This window comes from Paenibacillus shunpengii, from assembly GCF_042684905.1.
GTDB classification, from domain to species: domain Bacteria; phylum Bacillota; class Bacilli; order Paenibacillales; family Paenibacillaceae; genus Paenibacillus; species Paenibacillus shunpengii.
Genome location: NZ_JBHUMJ010000007.1, coordinates 46242 through 67833, shown reverse-complemented (window position 1 = coordinate 67833; position 21592 = coordinate 46242). Strand labels below are relative to the sequence as shown.

The following is a 21592-nucleotide window of genomic DNA, read 5'->3' as shown; positions in this document are numbered from 1 at the left end:
TGCCATACTCTAGGTGTTAAGTGACAACACTTCGAACAATCACTCTATACGGGTTCTAGCTTCTGTTTCATAGCATAGATTTATACTATATAATCGTCCTTCCGAAAAAACATGTCTTTTCAATCTCGATTGCAAGCAGTATAATAAGCTGAGTTATTGCTCACAATCACATACGTAGTTTTATTTATAGGGGGAGTCTGGCACACCAGGTATCTCTCTGTCTTTTTTGAGGCATATCAACGGCTCCTTACGCCAGATATGTCTTTTTTCTTGTCCTGGATTGGATTACAACCCGTGCTGTCCGGACAATATATCTTTATGATAACTTCGTTGTGATTCGCTCGCAGACTCTACAATTGAACTTAGAAAGGAGATCACTATGGAGTTTATTCTGCATCTTGTACTCATTCTTATCTTCACCAAACTGGCAGGGCATCTGTCCGTGAAGCTGGGACAGCCATCTGTACTGGGGGAATTGATCGCCGGGGTTATCCTCGGACCCGCAGTACTTGGATGGGTGCATCAGACTTCATTCATACAAGAATTTGCGGAGATTGGAGTACTCATCCTCATGTTCATCGCAGGTCTGGAAACGGATCTTGATCAGCTGCGAAAAAACTGGAAGGCGGCGTTTGCCGTTGCGGTCGGCGGGGTTATCATCCCCTTCTTTGGCGGCTATGGATCAGCTGTCGCCTTCGGCATGGATCAGCATCATGCGCTGTTCTTCGGATTGCTCTTCTGTGCAACCTCCGTCAGCATTTCTGTACAAACGCTTAAGGAGATGAACAAGCTTAACTCCAGAGAAGGTACGACGATTCTTGGTGCTGCCGTTGTAGACGATATTCTCGTCGTTGTCCTCTTAGCTGTCATGATGAGTGTACTTGGAGCCGGAGAATCCGTCAGCATCGGGACACTGATCGGCAAGAAGGTTCTGTTCTTTGTCGTTATTATTGCAGCATCCATCTGGGCTGTTCCACTTCTTATGAAATGGCTGTCGAAGCTGAAGGTGGCTGAAACGGTCATCTCTGCCGGTGTCATTATCGCACTTGCCTTCTCCTATTTCGCTGAGTGGATGGGCGTTGCGGGGATTATTGGAGCCTTCGCTGCAGGTATCGCCATCTCGCAAACCGACTACAAGCATACGGTGGAGAACAAACTGGAGCCCATCGCCTACAGCTTGTTCGTCCCTGTGTTTTTTGTAAATATCGGGCTTAATGTCAACTTTGAAGGCGTCGGATCTCAGATTGGATTTATTATCGTCATCAGTGTGATTGCGATTATAACCAAGCTGCTAGGCGGCGCGCTGGGTGCTGGTCTGACCGGGTTCAACCGACATTCTTCCTTTGCTGTAGGAACAGGCATGATCTCCAGGGGAGAAGTTGCTCTCATCATCGCAGGAACAGGTCTCAGCTCGGGTCTGCTTGCTGCCGAGTATTACACCTCGGTTATTATCATGGTGATCGTGACAACCCTGGTAACTCCGCCGCTGCTTAAAATCATGTTCTCAGAGAAACGAGAGAGCAAAAAAGAAGTTTCTTCCGTTTAAAAATATAAAAGAGCAGAGGGTTCGCATTTTATGCGTCCTCTGCTCTTTTATAACCCGCGTATTTTATAGTGAGATCACTATGAATGATGATTTAAGGATTGTCGTCAAGATACTGCTCATATTCGGAATTCAATCGCTTCTCCTTACAGTGGACTGATCCGCAGTTCGAATAAAAAACCTGTACACGATTTGTTTCCTGTACGCCAAGCTCATTGTGGCAGTCCCGGCATAAAATAACACCCAGCGGAATTGAGCCCTTATTGTTCTCCACTACAAGTACCTCCTTGATTGTAAGGTGAGGATTGATGCGGTTCCTCCAAGTAACAAGTGCTCCTGACAGCTACCGGAGTGTAGCATAACCTCTTACACCATTATATATAGTAAGCGTTATCAGGATTTATGCCTGTTAATTTTGGTTCACTCTGTTTTACCAGCCACAAAAAAAGCGATCCGAGCTCTAGAAAGAGCCCGAATCGCTGGATCAGTGGTTCTTGTTTATTTGTTCTCATCTCCAGGCATCACACAGGAATCATCGGTACATACAGCAGCATCCTCGGTGTTCCCGATCACCTGCAGCGGCTGGCCTTCGGACCAAGCCTGAGTGAGTGCCTGACTAAACACAGAAAGCGGCTGTGCGCCGGAGATGCCATACTTACGGTCAATAACGAAGAATGGAACCCCTTGAATGCCAAGCTTCGCCCCTTCTTTCTCGTCCGCGCGGACTTCATCGCTGTATTGATTCCCTTCCAGGACTGCTCTGACTTCCTCTCCATCCAGTCCAATCTCTGCGGCCAGCTTCACGAGCACTTCCTTACTGCCCACATGCTGTGCTTCTACAAAATAAGCAGCAAGGAGCCGCTCCACCATTTCCTTATCTTTGCCCTTACTTGCTGCATAGTGGGCCAGACGATGGGCATCAAATGAATTCGTCGGTTTAATCCGGTCAAAATTATAGTCCAATCCTACTGTTCTCGCCTGCTCTACCACATTCGCTGTCATCGCTTTGGCCTGCTCAACCGTTGTTCCATATTTGCTTGCCAGCGATTCATACGTTGTCTGATCCGTGTCCACTGCTTCATTCGGATTCAGTTCGAAGCTGCGATATACCACTTCTACGGATTCACGGAACGGAAGAGACTCAAGTGCCTCCTCAAAACGACGTTTACCTATATAACAAAAAGGACACATAAAGTCCGACCAAATTTCTACTATCATGCTGTTATACCTCCTAATATTCTGTTACTTACTATTGGTAACCAAATCATAGCATACAGAGGTCGTATGCACAACTTTCTGCCATTTTGAAGAATATGTAAGTTTTTTGGAGGTCTTTACCGATAACAACGTAGTAGCATACCTATTTTTCAACATAAGGGGGAAATATCTGCATCATGAAAAGTTTTACCAAAGCACACATCAAAAAATTAGCTGCTATTCTGCTTACGGCTGCATTTGCTCTGGCTTTGCCCGTCTCCTCGGGCATCTCTTATTCGGGAATAGCACAAGCCGTAAGCAGTCAGACAACAGCTGTGACCCTAACTTATCCATCCAAATCCATTACTCTATCCTTGGATAAGCGTGAGCCGATTCAAACTAAGCTTAACATGTCGAAAAAAGTGCAGGTCGTATATGCTTCAGGTAACAAAGCCATTGCCCTTGTCAATCAGGAAGGTGTTGTTATCCCTGTAAAGCAGGGGTCTACGAATATTCTGATCCAGGTCATCACTCCAGGTTACAAAGGTCAGCTCAAGCTGCCTGTGACCATCACAAAAGGAGCCTCCAAGGCCAAGGCCGTCTATGCGACGAAAAAAGTCAGTGTGTCGGGCAGAACCTTCAGCGTGAAGACCGTCACCTTGCCAAAAGGAACACCCGTCACTGCCGGTCTTGCCAATCATAGAGTAGGCGCGGTCAAATCGCTGTCTTCCATTGCCGGAGCATATAACGCATCTGCTGCTATAAATGGAACTTATTTTGAAGCTTACGGTGGTGTTCCCGATCCTTATGGCATGATCATCAAGGATGGGATTATTGAGCATATTGGCAATACAGGTACAACCATCGGTTTCAAGTGGGATGGCTCTGCTGTTATGGATACACTTCGTGTTCGAGTTCGCGGCACCGTCAAGACTACCGAGGAGCGAGCACAGAGCTGGTATGTTTATTTTGTTAACCGCACACCGACCAAAGGGAAAACGTCCGCTGTCATGTTTACACCAACGCGTGGTGCAAATGTTGGCTTCTCCTACGGAACTGCGATTACCGTTCGCAAGGGAATCGTCACCAAAGTCGCTCCAAATACAAATGCAGCCATTCCAAGTGACGGATATGTGCTTGTATTTACAGGCAAGGAGGAGGACATGCTTGCTGCACGCTTCAAAAAAGGAAGCTATGTAGACTACAGCATCAGTTATTATAATGAAGATAACAAAGATATCAACTGGTCCAATGTCCATACGGCTATCGGTGCGGGTCCGAGACTTGTAAAAGACGGAAGGCTTGCCGTAAATCCGGCAGCGGAAGGATTCAGCAGCTCCAAAATTCTAACGGATGGCGGTGCGAGAAGCGGAATTGCCATCCAGAAGGACGGAACGATTGTGCTGGCAACCGTGCCTGGTGCCACGATCAAACAGTGGGGCAATATTATGCTGAAGCTGGGAGCTTATCAAGCCATGAATATGGACGGCGGCACTTCCTCAGGTATGTATGCCAATGGTAGGACGATCACTACACCCGGCAGACTGATTAGTAATGGTCTCGTATTCGGAAGCTCTCTAAAGTGGTAGCCTTAAACGCAAATGAAGGCGTAGTAGCTCCTTGCCAAATGGCAAGGGGTTCTTTTTCATAGAACAAGATTACAGCCAGCTTCTAATGTACATAATAGAAATATATATTTGAAGTCTGGAGCTTACCACATGAAGACTAAAATCTCAGGATACCAGTTGTTCTCCATTACATTTCTGTTTCAGTTCGGCACAACCATCATCTATGCCTTTGAAGCGACAGTTGGGAGAGATGCCTGGATTGTTACCGTACTCTCTTTTCTGATCGGGATCATACTTATTGCCATGTATCTGGGGATTATGCAGCTTAACCCCGGACTGACACTGGTTGAATGGTTCCCCCGCCAATTCGGCAAATGGATCGGGATTCCGATCGCTCTGCTGTATCCCTGTGTATTTCTACTGGATGCCGCTCGTATTATCGGTGATTTGAGAGATCTGGTGCCGGCTACAATCCTGCCGAACACACCTCCTATCGTACTTATCCTTGTGTTCAGCGCACTCGCCCTATATGGGTTGATCCTTGGCATAGAAAACATCTCCAGGCTCGGACAGATTCTGCTTCCCATCTTACTGGGTCTGTTTTTCCTTGAACTGATCTTCCTTCTGTTCTCCGACATTATCAACTGGGAATTGCTGAAGCCTGTCTTGTGGAAGGGATGGGACCCTGTTTTTAAGACAACGATTCTTCAAGGCATTACGCAAACTTATGGAGAAAGTATTGCCCTCGCCATGATATGGGTGATGACGGATAAGAAAAGCAAGGTATGGAAGGCGACTTTATTTTCTACTGCATTTGTCTTCTTTCTGATCCTGCTGCTGGATATTTACTCAATTACGGTGTTTGGTGATGTGTTGTTTCAACGTCTGGTCTACCCTTTTTACTCCCTGTCAGGCATGGTCAACATTCAGGGCTTTATTACGAATCTAAATCCTTTTGCAGTTGTGACTATGATCAGCACAGCGTATTTTAAACTGGTCATCAAAATGTATGCTGCGCTGACAGGAATTCAATTCCTGCTGCGTCTCAAGAAGGGCCGCAGGCTTATTCTGCCGGCGATACTTGTGATCATTATTCTCGGCATGTCACTGGATAACAATGTGACGGAGCATATAAGTGTAGTCAGTTTTCAGGTTGTTACGCCTTATGTTTGGATCCCTCTATATATTGGACTTCCACTTCTGCTCTTCATCGTCAGCCTGATCCGACATAAAATAAAATCGGCCCGCTAAGGGCCGATTTCATGTTTATTTATGAAGCATTCTCGCTTCCGATTCCCTTCTGCTTCACTTCCTCTTCTTTTAACTGGGGAGAAGCACCGGTAACGCCAAAGCTCTTAATGGTAACATGTGCTTCTACATCAATCTTCATCTCAGGAAAAATCTCTTCCCAGCGCGGCTGCAGCTTCCGCCACTCTCCGGGATGGTTGCGAAATAAATAATCTCCAACATTTAAAACATCGGCTCTGAACTCCTTCTGTATTTTGCGAATGACCCGCTGTTCATCCTTGACGATCTCATCCGCAATTTCACGCTCCATCCGCCGGATGACTTCGGCATTATACAGATCAAGTCCAGAATTATTCTCATTTAAATGAGCATCCCCTGTCAATATGAAATGCATCGCTACATGGTCATTTTCGAAGCTGGGACGATATTTACTCTTCAAATTTCTAATCTCTGTACTTATCGCTCCCTCACCGCCGATGTCACTGGTCAAATCCGTAACCGAAACGCTTCGTTCTCTCATGAGAAACCACATTAAGTACCCAACCTCTTTGTTGTCCAAATATCCTCTTAGCTTCATTTGATTATCAAACACCGCATTGCCGATGTATTGATAGGGCATCACTGTCTTTTCCTTTTTCCCTTCGGCATCCGCAACTTTTTCGACCGCAGGAAGAACAGCTCCCCCCATGGAGTCGGAATTTACGGATCGGAGCAAATTAAGAAACGTAATATCTGCCACTTCGCGATGCGATTGATGCAGCTTGTAATACTCTCTAATGGCCTGATTTCCATACGGAGTTTTGCTCTTCAGAAAATCAGACGCAAGACCTCCCTTTACAACAAATATATCTGACCGAAGTGGCGTTTCCGGATATCGGCTATAAATATCAATAACATCCTTCACACCAATCTTGGCAAGCTCTTCACCCATTACCAGTGTCCTTCGATGTCCTCTGTTAATAATGCGGGACACTTTATTCTGGACAAAGCTGGAAGCTTCGTAAATGGTGCTCTTGGGTTCTCCTTCTTCTGTATAGTCCTGCTGCTTGTCTCCCCCTTCCGCACCTCCCCCTGAGATCAGCGCGAACTGGTTGGTAACCTTATACCCCTTCTCCGGGATATAGTCTACGCCTCCACCCAAAGCAAATGCCTGGTCATTCAGCTCTCTGCTGTCCCAGCATCCTGTTAACAATATGAGCATCGTAAGGACCGCGGACCATCTAAATGCTAATCTCATATCAATTTGCCTCCTAGCTTACGGTTTGGGCTTCTGACCCTTTGGAGTACGTGTCGGGTTCCGAGATCCAATAAGATTCGGTCTTTTATTCATCGCCCAGTGTGGATTGCGCCATATCATATCCTGCATATTCACCGAAGCAACCGGTGCCAATGGGCTCATATAAGGGACACCAAAGGAGCGAAGACTAACCATATGAAGCAGAATTGCCAACGTGCCGATGGTTATGCCGAACAATCCGAACACCCCCGCACAGAGAAGAAGTGGGAAGCGCAGCATCCGAAAGGCATACCCGACATTGTAGCGAGGCGCGGTAAAGGAGGCAATTCCTGTACCGGCCACGACGATAACAATAGGGGCAGATATGATGCCCGCCTGAACGGCAGCTTGACCGATAACGAGCGCACCGACGATGCTGACCGCTGAACCGATCGCCTTCGGCAGACGAATCCCTGCTTCCCTAAGCCCCTCAAATACGCCTTCCATAATGAAGGCCTCGATCACCATGGGAAATGGAGAAGCCTCTCTCGCCTGGGTAAAGCTGAGTGCAAGGCTCGTCGGCAGCATCTGCGGATGGAAATTGACAATCGCAATAAAGACGGAAGGGAGAAACAGAGAAGCCATCAAGAAGATAATTCGGATAAGCCGGGTAGCCGTGGCGTACAGATAAGGATTGTAGAAGTCCTCTGCTGCCTGCACGCCGGCCCAAAAGGTAAACGGAACGATTAGCACAAACGGTGTGCCATCTATAAAGATAGCGACTCTTCCTTCCAGAAGACTTGCCGCCACGGTGTCCGGTCTCTCTGTATTCTGAACCGTAGAGAAAGGCGAATATGGCGCATCCTGAATAAACTCCTCTATATAACCTGATTCAAGAATGGCGTCGATCTGGATATCCTTTAGCCTGCTTCTGACTTCCTGCAGCACGGCCTCCTCCGCAATGCCTTCTATGTAGGAGATCACGATATCCGTCTGTGTATATTCACCGATGACCAAGGACTCCATTTTGAGCTTAGGGCTCTTTATCTTGCGCCGTACCATGGCCGTATTTTGTCTCAGCATTTCCGTAAACCCTTCTCTCGGGCCCCGAATGCCCCCTTCCGAGGTCGGCTCTTCAATGCTTCGGCTTGCTCCTCCCTTCATATCAATCATGAGTGCTGAAGGTACCTTGTCCACCAAAATGGCGGCATTCCCGCTCAGCAGTCCTTTCTCCACTTCCGTAAAGCTGACTGCCTTCTTCATATTTGACGCAGGAATTCGCTGGGTGAGGATCAGCTGTTCCGGGTTCGATGCCTCCCCCCCTTCCTTCGAGCCGCCAAGGATGATTGGATTTAAGACACTCTCATCGATCATCTTCGTATCAACCAATCCATCAATAAATACAATTAGGATCTCACTCATATTCGGAAGAGGAATCTTCCGAAACACTACATCAGAGCATTGGGAGAAGGACTGGCGAAGCTGTTGTTCGTTCGTGAACAGCTCCCTCTCCAGCTTTTGATGAGTATAAGATGAACTATCCCCTTGTGTATTATCTGAAGCACCTGTTTGCTGTTGGTGTTGAGACCCCTTCCCTAAAATGACCCTTCGTACCAGCTTCTTCAGCAGATTCATCCTCTTCACTCCTTCTCGTCATTCCAGTGTTGATCCGTAATCCACAATCTCCAAATCCACATCGTAAGTGACAGGAATTTCGCTAAAGACTTCATCCCATCGTTCCTTTACCTTGTTGTAATATCCCGGGTATTTAATACGGACTTCCTTACCAAAACCGACTACATCGGCATGATATGTATGCTGCAGCTTGTCCAGCAGTACTTTGATTTCATTTTTTACAGTTTCATTGAATTTCTTTTCCTGCTCTGCAATGTATTCTGAATCAGTGGGCTCCTCGGGATAACTCCAATCCTCAATCAATCTTCCCTTTGATCTCACATCAAGATGAATAGAGAGCTCGTCTCCTTCCAGCTTAGGCGTAATCTTGCTGCTAATTGAAGCAATCTCATATACGATCGTATCGCCTTTGTTCGAATAAGTCTTCAGCAACCCGCCCGGGCTCCCTTCTATCCAGGAAATGGCTTCAATATCTACTTGATTCAGTCTGCCAATATATTTATTCGTATCCCCTTCAAAAAGCGCACCGCCGACAAATTTCAATTCATTCTCTGCCATGATGACATTCTGCAATACAAAGCTTTGTCTGGACTGCATTAATCCTTCCAGCTTCCCAAGTGAAACAGCAGGCAGAATCCGGTTCGTACGCTGCCGATTGCGGACCAGGCCTCTCAAATTAAAGGCTGGAACTTCACCTGGCTGACTGGCACTCAGCACATCAATCGCTTTTTGCTGGCTGATCAAGACTAGGGCACTGGGCCGGATATCATTATCACGCAATATAAAATCTAGCAGCTGCTCCAAGCTATATTTCGTTGCCAATTCACTAGAGATGACGATAACTTTCAAATGATGGCCGATGAGAGGGCGATCTCTTCTTAGCGAGAATTGCCTGAATATTTGCAGCAGGGAATCTCCCGTGAGTCTTTCGTTAAGGTAGGATTCACCTGCCTGGCCGCTCTGTCCCTGAGATGTCTGAGATTTCGTTCCCGGCACAATTTGCACCGTAGCTGTTATCACATTCTTCTTAGGATAATGTCCTCCGCGCTTGTTGACCTCTTCTTCAAATTTCGTTTCATCCGCCACATCCAGTCCGACCCCAACGTATACTCTCAAATCCTCGATCTCCCGGCTGCTCCAGCATCCCGACAAGCAGACGGTCAGGATAAATATGGCCATCAGCTTGAATGTTTTACGCAGGTTGTTCACTTCGCTTCCCTCCTTTCTTTCGTATGAGACTTATGATGAGAAGCATTAACGGAAGTCCGCAGAACAGCACCAGTGAGAAATTGCCCAGAATATCACCAAGGATGAACGTTTCATTAATGTCCTTCGGCAGCATCGCGATGATATAGTTGACGGGCAAAAGCAGCAGTAGAAAAGGTGTAATTTTACGACCTTTAAACAGCTGGGCACCGCCAAGGGAGGCAGCATAATGTGTAATGGTAAACGTAGAGAAAATCTGCATGATCCAAATAACGAGCAGTAGTGATTCGAACCTCTCAAAGATAAGACCTTCGGTTTCAAAACTGCGCAGCAGATCAAGCGTGGGCCAGGTTTTGGTTAAAGTGCCATCCAGCGACAAGCCGCCAATGACCATAATGACGGTAATCAAGTATACGACCAGCGGTACTGATATGCCATAAACGACTGCTTTTACTCCCTTATTTGGATGCTTCATATAGGCCGCGACGACTAACATGGCTTCAAATCCGGTAAATGAAAGCAATGAGGGCTTGATCCCCTTAATGACCGGCATGATTCCCATTCCAAGTACAGGTCTTAGGTTGTTGATATCGAACAAGTGGACACTAAGCAGGATGATGACGACAAATATGACCAGTGTAATGGGCAGGATGATCTCATACAGCCGAGCAATCGGATTAATACCGCCAATCACCAGGTAGAATCCTACCCACATAAATATCATTACATAGGCCCATACAGGGGTTGCTTCCAGCAGATATAGACGTGTTACCTCCGCCATCACCCGAATTTCAAAGGCAGAAATAGTGATAAAGTAGCTGATAATGCAAAAACAGATGATATAGGCAATCCATTTCCCCGTGATCTCGCGCGTGAACTGAAACACGGTCTTCCCGGGAAATCTCATGCATAAACGCGCTATAATGATGCCTGCAGCAAAGGTGATTACGCTTGACAAGAGAACTGAAATCCAGACATCCGGTGTTCCGACCGCCTTGGCCATCGTCCTTGGCATCGTCAGGATGCCGGCCCCAAGCATGTAGTTGATTACAATAACGGATGCCTGGGTCGTTGTTATTTGATCTTCTGCCTTATTCAGATTGCTGCTCATTGTAGGCCTTCACTCATTTCTATTCGCCAAAGTTTATGATTTCATGCGATCCCTGTCCCGCCCCCTCGTCATGCTGGGCCTCTTGCTCATCATGAACATGGGGGCTCGAATGATAAAGTCCTTCCAGTCAGTCGGCTTGTAGGAGATTACCGGGGCGGTATATGGAACACCAAAGCTCTTGAGTTTTACAAGATGACTGCACAGCAGCAAAAAGAACATGATCACCCCAAATAGTCCGAACAGAGCTGCGCTGAACATGGCTCCAAAACGGAGCACTCGGATGATAATGCCGGCGCTATACATCGGAATAGAGAAGGAGGATATCGCTGTTACTGCTACGACAATGACCAGAAACGGACTGACAATGCCGGCCTGAACGGCTGCTTCCCCGATAATAAGACCGCCTACGATACCCATCGCGGGTCCGACCGGTTTGGGCAGTCGTATTCCTGCTTCTCTTAGAATCTCAATAGCGACCTCCATGATCAGCGCTTCAATGATCGAAGGAAAGGGAACACCAGCCCTGGTATTAATAATGGTGAGTGCCAGCTTGGTAGGAATAAGCCCCGGATGAAACGATATAAAAGAGATATACATCGCAGGTCCAAGCAAAGCGATAAGAGCAGCCAAATAGCGAACGAGCCTGATAAAAGTTCCCCAAACCCAGCGTTCATAATAATCCTCCGGCGACTGCAGCAGCATACTGAAGGATACTGGAACGATTAAGGCAAATGGAGTTCCATCCAGAAGAATAGCGACACGTCCCTCCAATAGGGCACCAATGACTCTGTCCGGCCTTTCCGTATTTTGGGTCTGTTGAAAGGGGCTGAGCCAGTTGTCTTCAATCAGCTGCTCAATATACCCCGATTCGAGCGGGTCATCAATGCTGATTTGTTCGATTCGTTTCTGAACTTCTTCTACCAGCTGGGAATCAGCAATATCGTTCATATAAGCGATGACTATATCCTTCTTCACACGATTTCCTACTTCGAGCTGGGTAATTTGGAGACTGCTGTTTCGGCCATGCAGCCGCAAGAGTGCTGTATTCTCATTCAATTTCTCTGTAAAGCCGACTCTCGGACCTCGAAGCAGTGCCTCTGACAAAGGCTCCTCAGCGCTTCGCTGCTTGCCTTTGGGTGAACCCACAATCATTACGCCGCAGGCTCCGTCAACAAGCAATCCCGCATAACCTGACAGCATCTTTTCTATGGTTACACCGAGCTGTTTGGATTCCATCATTCCTATGACCGGAAGCTGCTTTTGCTGCAAATATTTTTCCAAATCCTCACTCGAATGAAGTCTCTCTGCTTCCGTTTGGGGTATCCCATCCCTCATCAGCGGAGAAAGGACATGAGTGTTGATCAGATCAGGATCTGTCAGACCGTCTACATAGATAATGGCAGCACGATTGTTCAAGCCTTTAATGACAAATTCCCTGATATGCACGTCTGCATTGTTACCGATGCTCTTTTGTATAAGCTGAATATCCGAATTATAGTCCCCTGTAAGCTGCTGATTGAATTCCTGCGTCTGACCAGCTTCTTTGCCCTGACCAGAACTGTTGTCTTGTTCGGGAGAGCTGCTTACTTGCCCGGAGGAGTTGTTCGCCTTCTTGCTCCGGTTCGTTGCTTTCACTTTACGGTTAAGGTCAGCAGCAGCCTTCATCATTACAACGGGAAGGACGAATACGACAGCCGCCTGAATCCATATTCCCCCGTCTGGGAAATAGGACAATAGGGTTTCCCACAATATAAAAAACTCCCTGCTGTGATGGATTGTAAAGGATCGATTGTATTTTAACCCCAATCTCTCATAATCATTCTTTATGTGGAAGGTGACACCCTCTGGGCATCCAAAAGACAGCCGTTTCAAATCTGCCGGCCGTACCATTGACGATTTTTCCTGTTCATTTTCGGGTATTAACTCTATGCAATACTCAATTGAATTGGAAAGGGGTATTACATGCATATCAAGTACAAAAAAGCCTGGAAGCAAAACATCATATATGAAATTTATCCGCGCAGCTTTAAAGACAGTAACGGGGATGGGATCGGAGATCTGCCTGGGATTATCTCCAAGCTGGATTATCTGCAGAGTTTAGGAGTAACCGCCCTTTGGCTGAACCCCATCTATAAATCGCCGGACATTGATCATGGCTATGACATTACCGACTATTATGCGATCCAGCCTGAATACGGAACGATGAGTGATTTTGATCTGCTGCTGGAGGAGGTTCATAACAGAGAGATGGGACTTCTCATGGATCTGGTCTTAAACCATACTTCCGATCAGCATCCCTGGTTCAGAGAATCACGCGCTGACAAGCATAGTCGTTACCGGAATTACTACATTTGGAGACCTGCCGGAGCAGACGGCGGCCCCCCTAACAACTGGACTTCTTATCTTGGCAAGTCTGCATGGACCTTTGATGAGGAGAACGAGGAATACTATATGCATCTCTATAACTCGACTCAGCCGGATCTGAATTGGGACAATCCTGATCTGCGCCACAGTATGTATAAGATGATGCGGTTCTGGCTGGATAAAGGCATTGACGGATTTCGTATCGATGCAGTGAATGCGATCTCGAAGGATCAGACTTTCCCTGATTCGGATCTGACCAGACTGCAATCGAACGGTGAGCCCTTCATTAAGAATGGACCAAATATTCACGATTATTTGCAGGAAATGCATGAAAAAGTGTTCTCTCATTACGATATCTTCACTGCAGGTGAAATGTCCTATATCAGTGAGCAGGATGTACTCGACTACACACACCCGGATCGCAGAGAATTGTCCATGGTGATCTCTCCTGAAGCCACTACGCTCGGTAATCTTCCGGAGGATGAATTTCAACAAAAGGAATGGACGCTTGATGAGCTGCGGGAGGTCATGCAGAAATGGCAAAATAACGTGGGCGACCCAGGCGGATGGTTTGGTCTTTACTTCAGCAATCACGATCAGCCCCGGCTGGTTAATTCCTTTGGTCATCCCGGTAAATACAGGATTCAATCCGCGAAAATGATTGGTACCATGCTGCATACGTTAAAAGGAACCCCTTTTATGCTGCAGGGTGATGAGCTGGGAATGACCAACAATCCTAAGCTTCATTCGATTGATGATATCAAAGAACAGCAGGCAATTGCCTATTACGATGTCATGGTCAATGAACGAGGAGAAGATGAAGAGAAGATCATGCAGCGAATTCGAAGAAAAGCAAGAGATCACGCACGGACCCCTATGCAGTGGGACGAGAGCATTCATGCTGGATTTACTACGGGAGAGCCTTGGCTTCCAGTAAACCCGAATTACAAGGAGGTTAATGTCAAGGAACAGGACTCAGATCCCTATTCCGTATTAAATTATTATCGACAGCTTATTAATATTCGTAAAAACCATGCTGCACTCACCTACGGAGAGTATAAGGCAATTCTAACCGATCATCCTCAAGTTTTTGCGTATCTGCGTTTATTCGAGGATCAGACTTGGCTCGTTCTGCTTAACTTCTCAGAGGAAGAAGCCGCTTACTCCCTTGATTCGAATGATATAGAACGACTCGCGGATCCCCGCCTACTTATAGGGAATTACAAAGAACCTAATGAAATGATTGATCTCAAGAGTGGTGTTCTTAAGCCGTATGAGGCTATTGTGCTGGCACCTTCACTTCACTGATTCCCTCTATTTGATGAATAAGAGAGCAGCTCTTAGTTTTCGGATTGGGCTGCTTTCGACGTTTCAACAGCTCATATAGAAAACCGTAGATTACCATATATTACATTGGGATATGATCCTTCAAGATGATATAATTTCCATATTAATAGATCTTAATATGCAAATGAAATAAAAAGGGTCTTGTTTCGATATAAGGAGGTTTTAATCCACGATGAGCACACCTATTCAAATCTATAAAATATCTGCTGAGTTAAAAAAAGATCAATTCAAACTGCTTGTGATTCCCTGGAAGCTGCTTATTGAGACAAACCGTTATTACGAAATCCGGGAAGAGAACGGACCTGTCAAAAGATTATATAAGGAGAAACTAAATACGATCACCATGGATACTAAATCTTATGCGAATGGAACCATCGTCTGCTCGGCGTTCTGTTCTGAGGATTACATACATCAAACCAAGAAAGAAATTGTAAAGAAATTAGGGCATATTATTGACTCCTACATCGAGGAGCTCCGGGTTAACCAGAAGACGATAAAAGAATGTGCTCCAAGAGATATCTATCTGGGATAATAATAGATCAAGCGAAAAGAAGCCTTCTCCGTTATGGAGAAAGCTTCTTTTCGCTTGGACTTTGAATCGGACTTGAACAGTGTCCTATACAGCAGTCTTCTCGATCAACCTTTAATACCTGAGTTCAGGTTAATGGACTGCATAAAGTATTTCTGTGCAAAGATAAACAAGATGAGTGTAGGAATGATCGCAAGCATTGCAGATCCCATGAGTTGTCCAATCAAGCGATAGTTACCATAAATATCTTGAAGCAAGAGCAAGCCCGCAGTAATCGGCATTTTCTCAACATCCGTATATACGATAACTGGCCATAGGAAGTCATTCCAGGAACCAATGAATGAGAACAAGCCGCAAACGACCAATACCGGTTTAACTAATGGCAGAATGACGGAGAAGTAGATTCTAAAATCACCTGCTCCATCCACGCGTGCGGATTCATCCAGGTCATTTGGAATACCCTTCATAAATTGTCTTACCAGGAAGATATTTCCCATCCCCGCAAGACCGGGAATAATCATGGCCCATGCGGTATTTACCCAGCCAAGCGTTTCAATGATCTTGTAAGAAGGAATCAGGTTTACGACCGCTGGGAAGAACGAAATCCCGAGCAAGGTAAAGAACAAGGCGTCCCTTCCCTTAAAGTTCATGCGTGTATAGCCATAACCTGTGATCGAGATAATGACAATAACGAGTGCTGTGTGCGAAATCGCAATAAATAAAGAGTTCATTAACCAGCGCAAGATCGGAGCAGTAGACGTATTCTCCAATATGGTCACATAGTTATTGAAGTCCCAGTCAACCGGCAGCAATCTGAAGCCGGTCGAAACCACTTCCGTCTGGGAACGAAACGATGTCGTAATCCCAAATAGAACAGGAATCGCCCAAATGACACAAATCGCTATAAGAAATAGGTACGATATATATTTCGAAATATTGATTTTCTTTTTCATTTTGAACCATCTGCCCCTTCCGTATCCACTTCCTAGTTCGCATTTCGGTTCATTACATAATATTGCAATGCCGAAATAACCAAAATAACGAGACCCAGCAGCACTGCCATAGCAGATGCCATACCAGCCAAGGATTCACCTGAACCGAATGCGAGTTGTCTGATATACATCATAAGTACGTGTGTGCTCTGCTGCGGTCCGCCGTCAGTCATCATGAGCGGCTGACCAAATACGTTAAAGGAGCCGGCAGTTGTCATAACAAAGGTATAAATGAGCGGGAAACGAATAGACGGCAACGTTATGCTGAAAAATCTACGAATAGAACCTGCCCCGTCCATCTCAGCAGCTTCGTACAAATCCTTGGAAACACCATTAATAGAGGCACGGTAGATAATCATGTTACCTCCAACTCCGCCCCAAACCGTAATGACGATGATAATAATCCAAGCGTATGGCTGAGTTGTGGCCCAGACCGTCTCCGATCCGAATACATTACCTGTAACCCCTAACTGCTTATTGAATATTAGAGACCAGATCAGCGCAGCTGCAGAAATAGAAATGAGGCCTGGAATATAAATGATCGATTGAATAGTTCCCTTCAATTTCACTTTTTTATGCTCCAGTGCCACAGCAATCATCAGAGGGATTACGATCAAGATTGGAACACTTAAAAGAACAAACAGCAGTGTATTCTTCAAACCATTATAAAACTGATAATTAAATGTAGATTCACTATCAAAAAGAATCGTTTTATAGTTATCAAGACCAACCCAAACCGGGTCATTGATTAAATTCCACTGAGTAAATGAAGCATAAATACCGTAGATCGTCGGTATCAGAATAAATATTAGAAATAGTATAAGATGGGGCCCAACAAAGAAAACAGGGGCAAAGGATCTCTTCTTCATAGCCTTTCAATTCTCCTTTTGGAAAAGTAATGTGCCATAAATGGCACATTACTTTGTACTAAATCGATGTACTAAAGATGAATGTTGAACCCTGAGTCATCTTCAGTTCATCTATATATTCTTGTTTAGTCGTTTGTTTTACTGAGCCCCGGTGCTGCCTTGAGCAATTTTATCTTCAACTTCTTTTTGCATCGTCTGTAGGGTTTCATCCATATCTGCAGCGCCTCGAATGATATCATTAGAATACTTATCAACGACTTCAGCTACATACGGATAATATTCATAGGTGTAGATGTACAGAGATTCAATTTGCTTCTCATCTGTTGTAAAGAAGGATTGCATATAATCTTGGTATTCAGGACTTTCAAATACTTGCTTACTTGCTACGATCTGTCCTGCTTTGGCCCACTCAATGGAGTTCTGGCGAATGAACTCCAGGAAGCTGCCGATTCCTGCTTCCTTCTCATCTGTTCTAGCTTCGTTAGTCAGCATCGCGAACAAGTGGGAAGAAGAACGGTTTGTAAATTTATCAGGGCTTGCAGAGTATACGTTCGTCACACCGAAGTTCAAGCCTTCCACACCTGCGTGAGCAGTCGAGCTCCATGTTCCATCTGTGGAGAAGAGAACGTTGCCGGACTGGAACATTAGGTAACCATCTTCACCAAATGGTGTCATCAGACCTGCATCTGCAATTTGCTTAACGGATTCATACGCTTGCTTCATCTCAGGTGTATTTATTGCTGGCTGACCATCTTGTTGTACATCGCCGCCTAAGTTCTGCAGCTGTCCAAGCATAGCCCATCCCAGAAGTGCATCATTGACGACATAATCTCCTTCTTCCATTTTCCCTTGAAGAGACAGGATTTCTTCGACTGTTACATTGTTATCGTCAAGGAAGGATTCAGCACCGTACTTCGCAAGCAAATCCTTATTGTAGTACATTACGTTAGCGTGGATATCCAGAGGTACTGTGTATTGTGTTCCATCGATCGTACCTGTTGACCATGCTTGAGGCAGGTAGTTGCTTTCGTTAATTTCAGGCTGCGCGGACAGGATGCCTGTCATCGGCTCAAGTACATTCTGCTTCACATATCCAGGTACGCGGTCAGCATGGATAATCGCCAAATCTGGAATCCCTTTACCGGAGTTAATTACTGTGGATAATTTCGTATACATGTCAGAGGTAATTACATGCTTCACTTTCATTTCTGGCTCAGTCGCATTATATTCTTTCACGAGCTGATCCATATAAGCCCCGTCTTCACCAGTCAGCGGTGTCCAAAAAGTAATGGTGTTCTTATCGTCACTGCTGCAGCCAGCAAGTACGATAACCAACAGGAGCATAGAAACAATTGTCAAAAGACCTTTTTTACGATTCATTTAAGAACCCCCCAGTGCTTTTCAAAATCAATGTTTTCATGAAACCGTATTCAAAGATTTAAATCATGGGCTGCCTTTTACTTTAACTTTCAGACTTGCTGATCTGCTGTGGAGGAGCTTGCCTAGGAGTGCTCCCGTACAGGCATGAAAAACATTAATAACATTTACATTAATCATTAATGTTTTTGTAAACATATCATAATTCATAGCGCTTTCATTGTCAACCACTTTTATCCAAACCGCGCAAATTTATTTGTAAGCCGCTGGTTTAGCGGCTTACTACTCCACCATCGGGAACAGGAACACCAAAGTCCGGAAGCCCGTCTTCGTTCCAGCCGAATACTTGGGCGCGTGCATGACGGTTCGGATCGTACAAAGGATCCCCTTCAACCTCTTTATAGTTTCTTGCATGATAAATAATGATATCCTGAGACCCATCCGGAGAAACAGTGAAGCTGTTATGCCCCGGTCCGTATTGTCCTGTCTCTTCATTCGTAACAAACACAGGATCAGGCAGCTTAGTCCAGCTGTCTGGAGACAGAAGATCGCTGTCTTCATCTGCATAGATCAATCCCATAGCATAATTATGGTCTGTAGCACTCGCTGAGAAGGAGATGATAATTCTTCCATTTCTATGTATCACCGCAGCTCCTTCATTTACTAGGAATCCGATCTTCTCCCAATCATGAGTCGGCTCGGCAATCATAACCTGTTCTCCTTTAAGAGTCCATGGATTCTCCATCTGAGCAATATAAAGATTGGAGTTGCCGACAATATCAGGGTCCTTCTGAGCCCACACGAGATAGCGCTTACCTTTGTGCTCAAAAGACGTAGCATCCAGTGCAAAGGATTCCCACTTGGTCTTGATCTGGCCCTTCTCTGTCCATTCGCCTTCTAAAGGATTCTCTGAAGCGTTCTCCAAGACAAACATCCGATGATCGAACAGACCTTCTACTGTCTCTGTTGTTCTGGCTGCAGCAAAGTAGATATACCACTTATTATCTATGAAGTGAATTTCGGGAGCCCATATATTTGCGCTCATCATGCCCTCATCATATTTGCGCCATACTACAACCGGCTCGGCCTCTCCCAGCTCCTGAATCGTCTTCGCTCTGCGAACTTCGATTCTGTCATATTCGGGAACGGAGCCTGTAAAATAATAATAGCCATCTGAATGTTTGTATACCCAAGGATCAGCCCGTTGAGGTATAATAGGGTTAACAAATTGAATTTCATTTCCCATGGATGTCAATCTCCTGTCTCATCGTATTGATTTACACAATTGTTTATCAATTCATAAATACATTCATTAATTCACCTAAATATTAGAATGAATTTTTCCTTCTGTCAATTACATTTTCATTATTCATTTACATATAACTTAATCTTTTCTTGATTTCTACTTAGAAAACAGTTTGTATATCTCCGTGCTTTTAAACAGTCTCATTCTTTTTATTTCATTTAACTGCTGGACAAACAGCTGCTTTAGCGCAAGTAATCCTTACTTTCATCGCATTGACAGCAGGTTATCTTCTCTCCATTAGTTGAATAATACCTTGTGAACGTGCGGAGAATCATATATTATAAAGTTCTACATGTATGATTTACATATACATTAATAAATCATCGCCGTTCGGAGGAATAACATTGAGAATTGAATTAGCTGAACAGAATTTGCATATATTTGAGGCGATCTCTAGTAATGTACGAATTCAAATCGTTCATCTCCTGTCACAGAAATCAATGAACATTAAGGAATTGGCAGAAGCGCTAGGGCTTAGCAGTGCGATCATGACTATGCATGTAAAGAAATTGGAGAAGGCCGGAATCATTGAATCAACGATGGCTCCTGGTAAAGGCGGCGCTGCCCAGAAGGTATGCTCCCTCAGCATGGACAATCTTGAAATCGCATTCCCGATCAAGGATGTCATTCCAAGAGAGATTCGCAAAACCGAAGTATCCATTGGTCACTTTACTGATGTACAGATCCAGCCTACCTGTGGAATTTGCACCCGGGACTCCGTCATCGGAATCTTTGATGATCCACGCTATTTTCTCGATCCGGATCGTCTCAATGCCAAAATATTGTGGTTCGGACAAGGTTATGTCGAGTATAAAATTCCAAACTATCTGATGGGTGATGAGGTTCCGGAAGAACTGGAAATCTCAATGGAGATTTCTTCTGAAGCTCCGCTTACCAATAATCACTGGCCATCGGATATTACGTTCATTGTAAATGGTGTTGAGGTAGGAATGTGGACAAGCCCTGGAGATTTCGGGGGCAAAGGCAAGCTGAACCCGCCTTGGTGGTTTGAGAGTGTCAATCAGTACGGTTTACTGAAGCATCTCATTATTAAAAAAGAAGGCACTTTCATGGATGGCATCAAGTTGTCGGATGTCACGATTGATGATATTGGCATCCGCAACAGCTATTGGTCCTTCCGCATTGCTGTCAAAGAAGATGCTGAGCATATTGGCGGTGTGACACTGTTTGGCTCCGGCTTCGGTAATCATAATCAAGACATCATCTTCCGCCTGTACTACACCACGAATACCGAGAAACCGGAATAATAAATTGTAGAACCGCTTCTCTACCAAGCAGAAAGACATCGATAGACTTTGCAATGATCATGCAAAGCTCGATGTCTTTTTTATGCCTTCTCCCATCTGCACGATGTCAGATAACCTTCATTTACTTTTTTACATAAAAGGTCTTGGTCGATACAAGCATCAGCTCCACAATCTGCTCAGACATATACTCCGGAGATTCCTTGAACCCCTCTTCGATCCAGCGAATAATAAAACCAGCTATACCGTGTGCTCGGAAAATGTATAACCACTTCAGATCCACGTGGGCACCTTCTTCCAGCTCATAACTATACTCCATAATAAACAGCTCCTCGATGGCCTTCGCCATACGATAACGAAAATCCACCCGAATATGGTCACTCAGCAGCATTTTATATAGCTTTGCATTGTTTTTGAAGTACGAGAACAAGGTAATATCCTCGGTTGGCATTTCATTGAGATTCACTTTTATATCGGATTTGTAAGGGTGCCTTATCTGATGAACCATCTCATCAAGGACATCCTGAATGATTTCCTCAAGCAGATCTTCCTTCGTTTCGAAATTAGCGTAAAAGGTTCCTCGATTATAATTTGCAATACGCACAATTTCAGAAATTGTAATCTGGTCAAACGGTTTGTGGAACAATAGGTCCAGACAAGTTTGTTTGATCGCATCCTTCGAGCGCTGGACACGCTTATCTATTCCCGTCATGGTATGGCACCTCGGTTCTTATAAATACATGATTTGAAAATCACACTATACAAAGAGTAAGAATTTGTACAGTAACAAACACACTAGGAATGACTGTTCATTGATAG

At 45.0% G+C, this 21592-nt stretch carries 18 protein-coding genes; 6 read left to right on the top strand and 12 right to left on the bottom strand.

Annotated features, from left to right (window positions below; translation table 11 throughout):
- Positions 1 to 379: 379 nt before the first annotated feature.
- Positions 380 to 1546 (top strand): cation:proton antiporter, encoded by a 1167-nt coding sequence (locus ACFSVM_RS19690; RefSeq protein ID WP_076315342.1) that lies wholly within the window; start codon positions 380 to 382, stop codon positions 1544 to 1546.
- Between the two features lie 91 nt (positions 1547 to 1637).
- Here the strand turns inward: ACFSVM_RS19690 and ACFSVM_RS19685 are convergent, their stop codons facing one another.
- Both ACFSVM_RS19685 and ACFSVM_RS19680 read right to left on the bottom strand, forming a co-directional pair.
- The gene (locus ACFSVM_RS19685; RefSeq protein ID WP_379264043.1) at positions 1638 to 1817 is read right to left on the bottom strand and encodes a GapA-binding peptide SR1P; all 180 of its coding nucleotides are present in this window, start codon (positions 1815 to 1817) and stop codon (positions 1638 to 1640) included.
- 224 nt (positions 1818 to 2041) lie between these two features.
- On the bottom strand, positions 2042 to 2761 hold the full coding sequence (locus ACFSVM_RS19680) for a DsbA family oxidoreductase (protein ID WP_379264041.1): 720 nt from the start codon (positions 2759 to 2761) through the stop codon (positions 2042 to 2044).
- A gap of 176 nt (positions 2762 to 2937) precedes the next feature.
- On the opposite strand from ACFSVM_RS19680, the gene ACFSVM_RS19675 reads away from it, so the two are divergent.
- Together ACFSVM_RS19675 and ACFSVM_RS19670 are read left to right on the top strand one after the other, a co-directional pair.
- Entirely contained in the window at positions 2938 to 4329 is a 1392-nt protein-coding gene (locus ACFSVM_RS19675; protein WP_379264039.1) for a phosphodiester glycosidase family protein, read from the top strand.
- Positions 4330 to 4458: 129 nt separating this feature from the next.
- Complete coding sequence (locus tag ACFSVM_RS19670) at positions 4459 to 5559, top strand: GerAB/ArcD/ProY family transporter (RefSeq protein WP_090727447.1); 1101 nt, start codon at positions 4459 to 4461, stop codon at positions 5557 to 5559.
- Positions 5560 to 5578: 19 nt separating this feature from the next.
- Here the strand turns inward: ACFSVM_RS19670 and ACFSVM_RS19665 are convergent, their stop codons facing one another.
- From ACFSVM_RS19665 to ACFSVM_RS19645, 5 genes are read right to left on the bottom strand one after another with little or no spacing between them, the layout of a single operon-like run.
- A complete protein-coding gene (locus ACFSVM_RS19665; RefSeq protein ID WP_379264036.1) occupies positions 5579 to 6793 on the bottom strand; it encodes a Ger(x)C family spore germination protein in 1215 nt (404 codons plus the stop codon).
- An 18-nt stretch (positions 6794 to 6811) separates the two neighbouring features.
- Positions 6812 to 8401: a spore germination protein gene (locus ACFSVM_RS19660; protein ID WP_379264122.1), complete on the bottom strand. Its 1590-nt coding sequence runs from the start codon at positions 8399 to 8401 to the stop codon at positions 6812 to 6814.
- A gap of 24 nt (positions 8402 to 8425) precedes the next feature.
- Positions 8426 to 9616 (bottom strand): Ger(x)C family spore germination protein, encoded by a 1191-nt coding sequence (locus ACFSVM_RS19655; protein ID WP_083656217.1) that lies wholly within the window; start codon positions 9614 to 9616, stop codon positions 8426 to 8428.
- Positions 9600 to 10724 (bottom strand): GerAB/ArcD/ProY family transporter, encoded by a 1125-nt coding sequence (locus tag ACFSVM_RS19650; protein ID WP_379264033.1) that lies wholly within the window; start codon positions 10722 to 10724, stop codon positions 9600 to 9602. The genes ACFSVM_RS19655 and ACFSVM_RS19650 overlap by 17 nt, the downstream gene beginning before the upstream one ends.
- Before the next feature lie 33 nt (positions 10725 to 10757).
- The gene (locus ACFSVM_RS19645; RefSeq protein ID WP_379264031.1) at positions 10758 to 12473 is read right to left on the bottom strand and encodes a spore germination protein; all 1716 of its coding nucleotides are present in this window, start codon (positions 12471 to 12473) and stop codon (positions 10758 to 10760) included.
- Between the two features lie 213 nt (positions 12474 to 12686).
- On the opposite strand from ACFSVM_RS19645, the gene ACFSVM_RS19640 reads away from it, so the two are divergent.
- Both ACFSVM_RS19640 and ACFSVM_RS19635 read left to right on the top strand, forming a co-directional pair.
- Positions 12687 to 14396, top strand: a complete 1710-nt coding sequence (locus ACFSVM_RS19640) for a glycoside hydrolase family 13 protein (RefSeq protein WP_379264029.1) — start codon at positions 12687 to 12689, stop codon at positions 14394 to 14396.
- A 211-nt stretch (positions 14397 to 14607) separates the two neighbouring features.
- A complete protein-coding gene (locus ACFSVM_RS19635; protein WP_076315335.1) occupies positions 14608 to 14967 on the top strand; it encodes a hypothetical protein in 360 nt (119 codons plus the stop codon).
- 104 nt (positions 14968 to 15071) lie between these two features.
- Here the strand turns inward: ACFSVM_RS19635 and ACFSVM_RS19630 are convergent, their stop codons facing one another.
- The 4 genes from ACFSVM_RS19630 to ACFSVM_RS19615 form a co-directional block, all read right to left on the bottom strand.
- On the bottom strand, positions 15072 to 15917 hold the full coding sequence (locus tag ACFSVM_RS19630; RefSeq protein ID WP_076315334.1) for a carbohydrate ABC transporter permease: 846 nt from the start codon (positions 15915 to 15917) through the stop codon (positions 15072 to 15074).
- A 32-nt stretch (positions 15918 to 15949) separates the two neighbouring features.
- Entirely contained in the window at positions 15950 to 16825 is an 876-nt protein-coding gene (locus ACFSVM_RS19625) for a carbohydrate ABC transporter permease (protein ID WP_076315333.1), read from the bottom strand.
- A gap of 138 nt (positions 16826 to 16963) precedes the next feature.
- The gene (locus tag ACFSVM_RS19620) at positions 16964 to 18205 is read right to left on the bottom strand and encodes an extracellular solute-binding protein (RefSeq protein ID WP_379264025.1); all 1242 of its coding nucleotides are present in this window, start codon (positions 18203 to 18205) and stop codon (positions 16964 to 16966) included.
- Between the two features lie 268 nt (positions 18206 to 18473).
- Positions 18474 to 19448, bottom strand: coding sequence for a glycoside hydrolase family 43 protein (locus ACFSVM_RS19615; RefSeq protein ID WP_076315331.1), 975 nt, complete (start codon positions 19446 to 19448; stop codon positions 18474 to 18476).
- A gap of 404 nt (positions 19449 to 19852) precedes the next feature.
- Between ACFSVM_RS19615 and ACFSVM_RS19610 the strand changes: the two genes are divergently transcribed.
- Positions 19853 to 20776: an ArsR/SmtB family transcription factor gene (locus tag ACFSVM_RS19610; RefSeq protein ID WP_076315330.1), complete on the top strand. Its 924-nt coding sequence runs from the start codon at positions 19853 to 19855 to the stop codon at positions 20774 to 20776.
- A gap of 121 nt (positions 20777 to 20897) precedes the next feature.
- Here ACFSVM_RS19610 and ACFSVM_RS19605 read toward each other — a convergent pair whose 3' ends face one another.
- Positions 20898 to 21485 (bottom strand): TetR/AcrR family transcriptional regulator, encoded by a 588-nt coding sequence (locus tag ACFSVM_RS19605; protein WP_379264022.1) that lies wholly within the window; start codon positions 21483 to 21485, stop codon positions 20898 to 20900.
- Positions 21486 to 21592 lie beyond the last annotated feature (107 nt).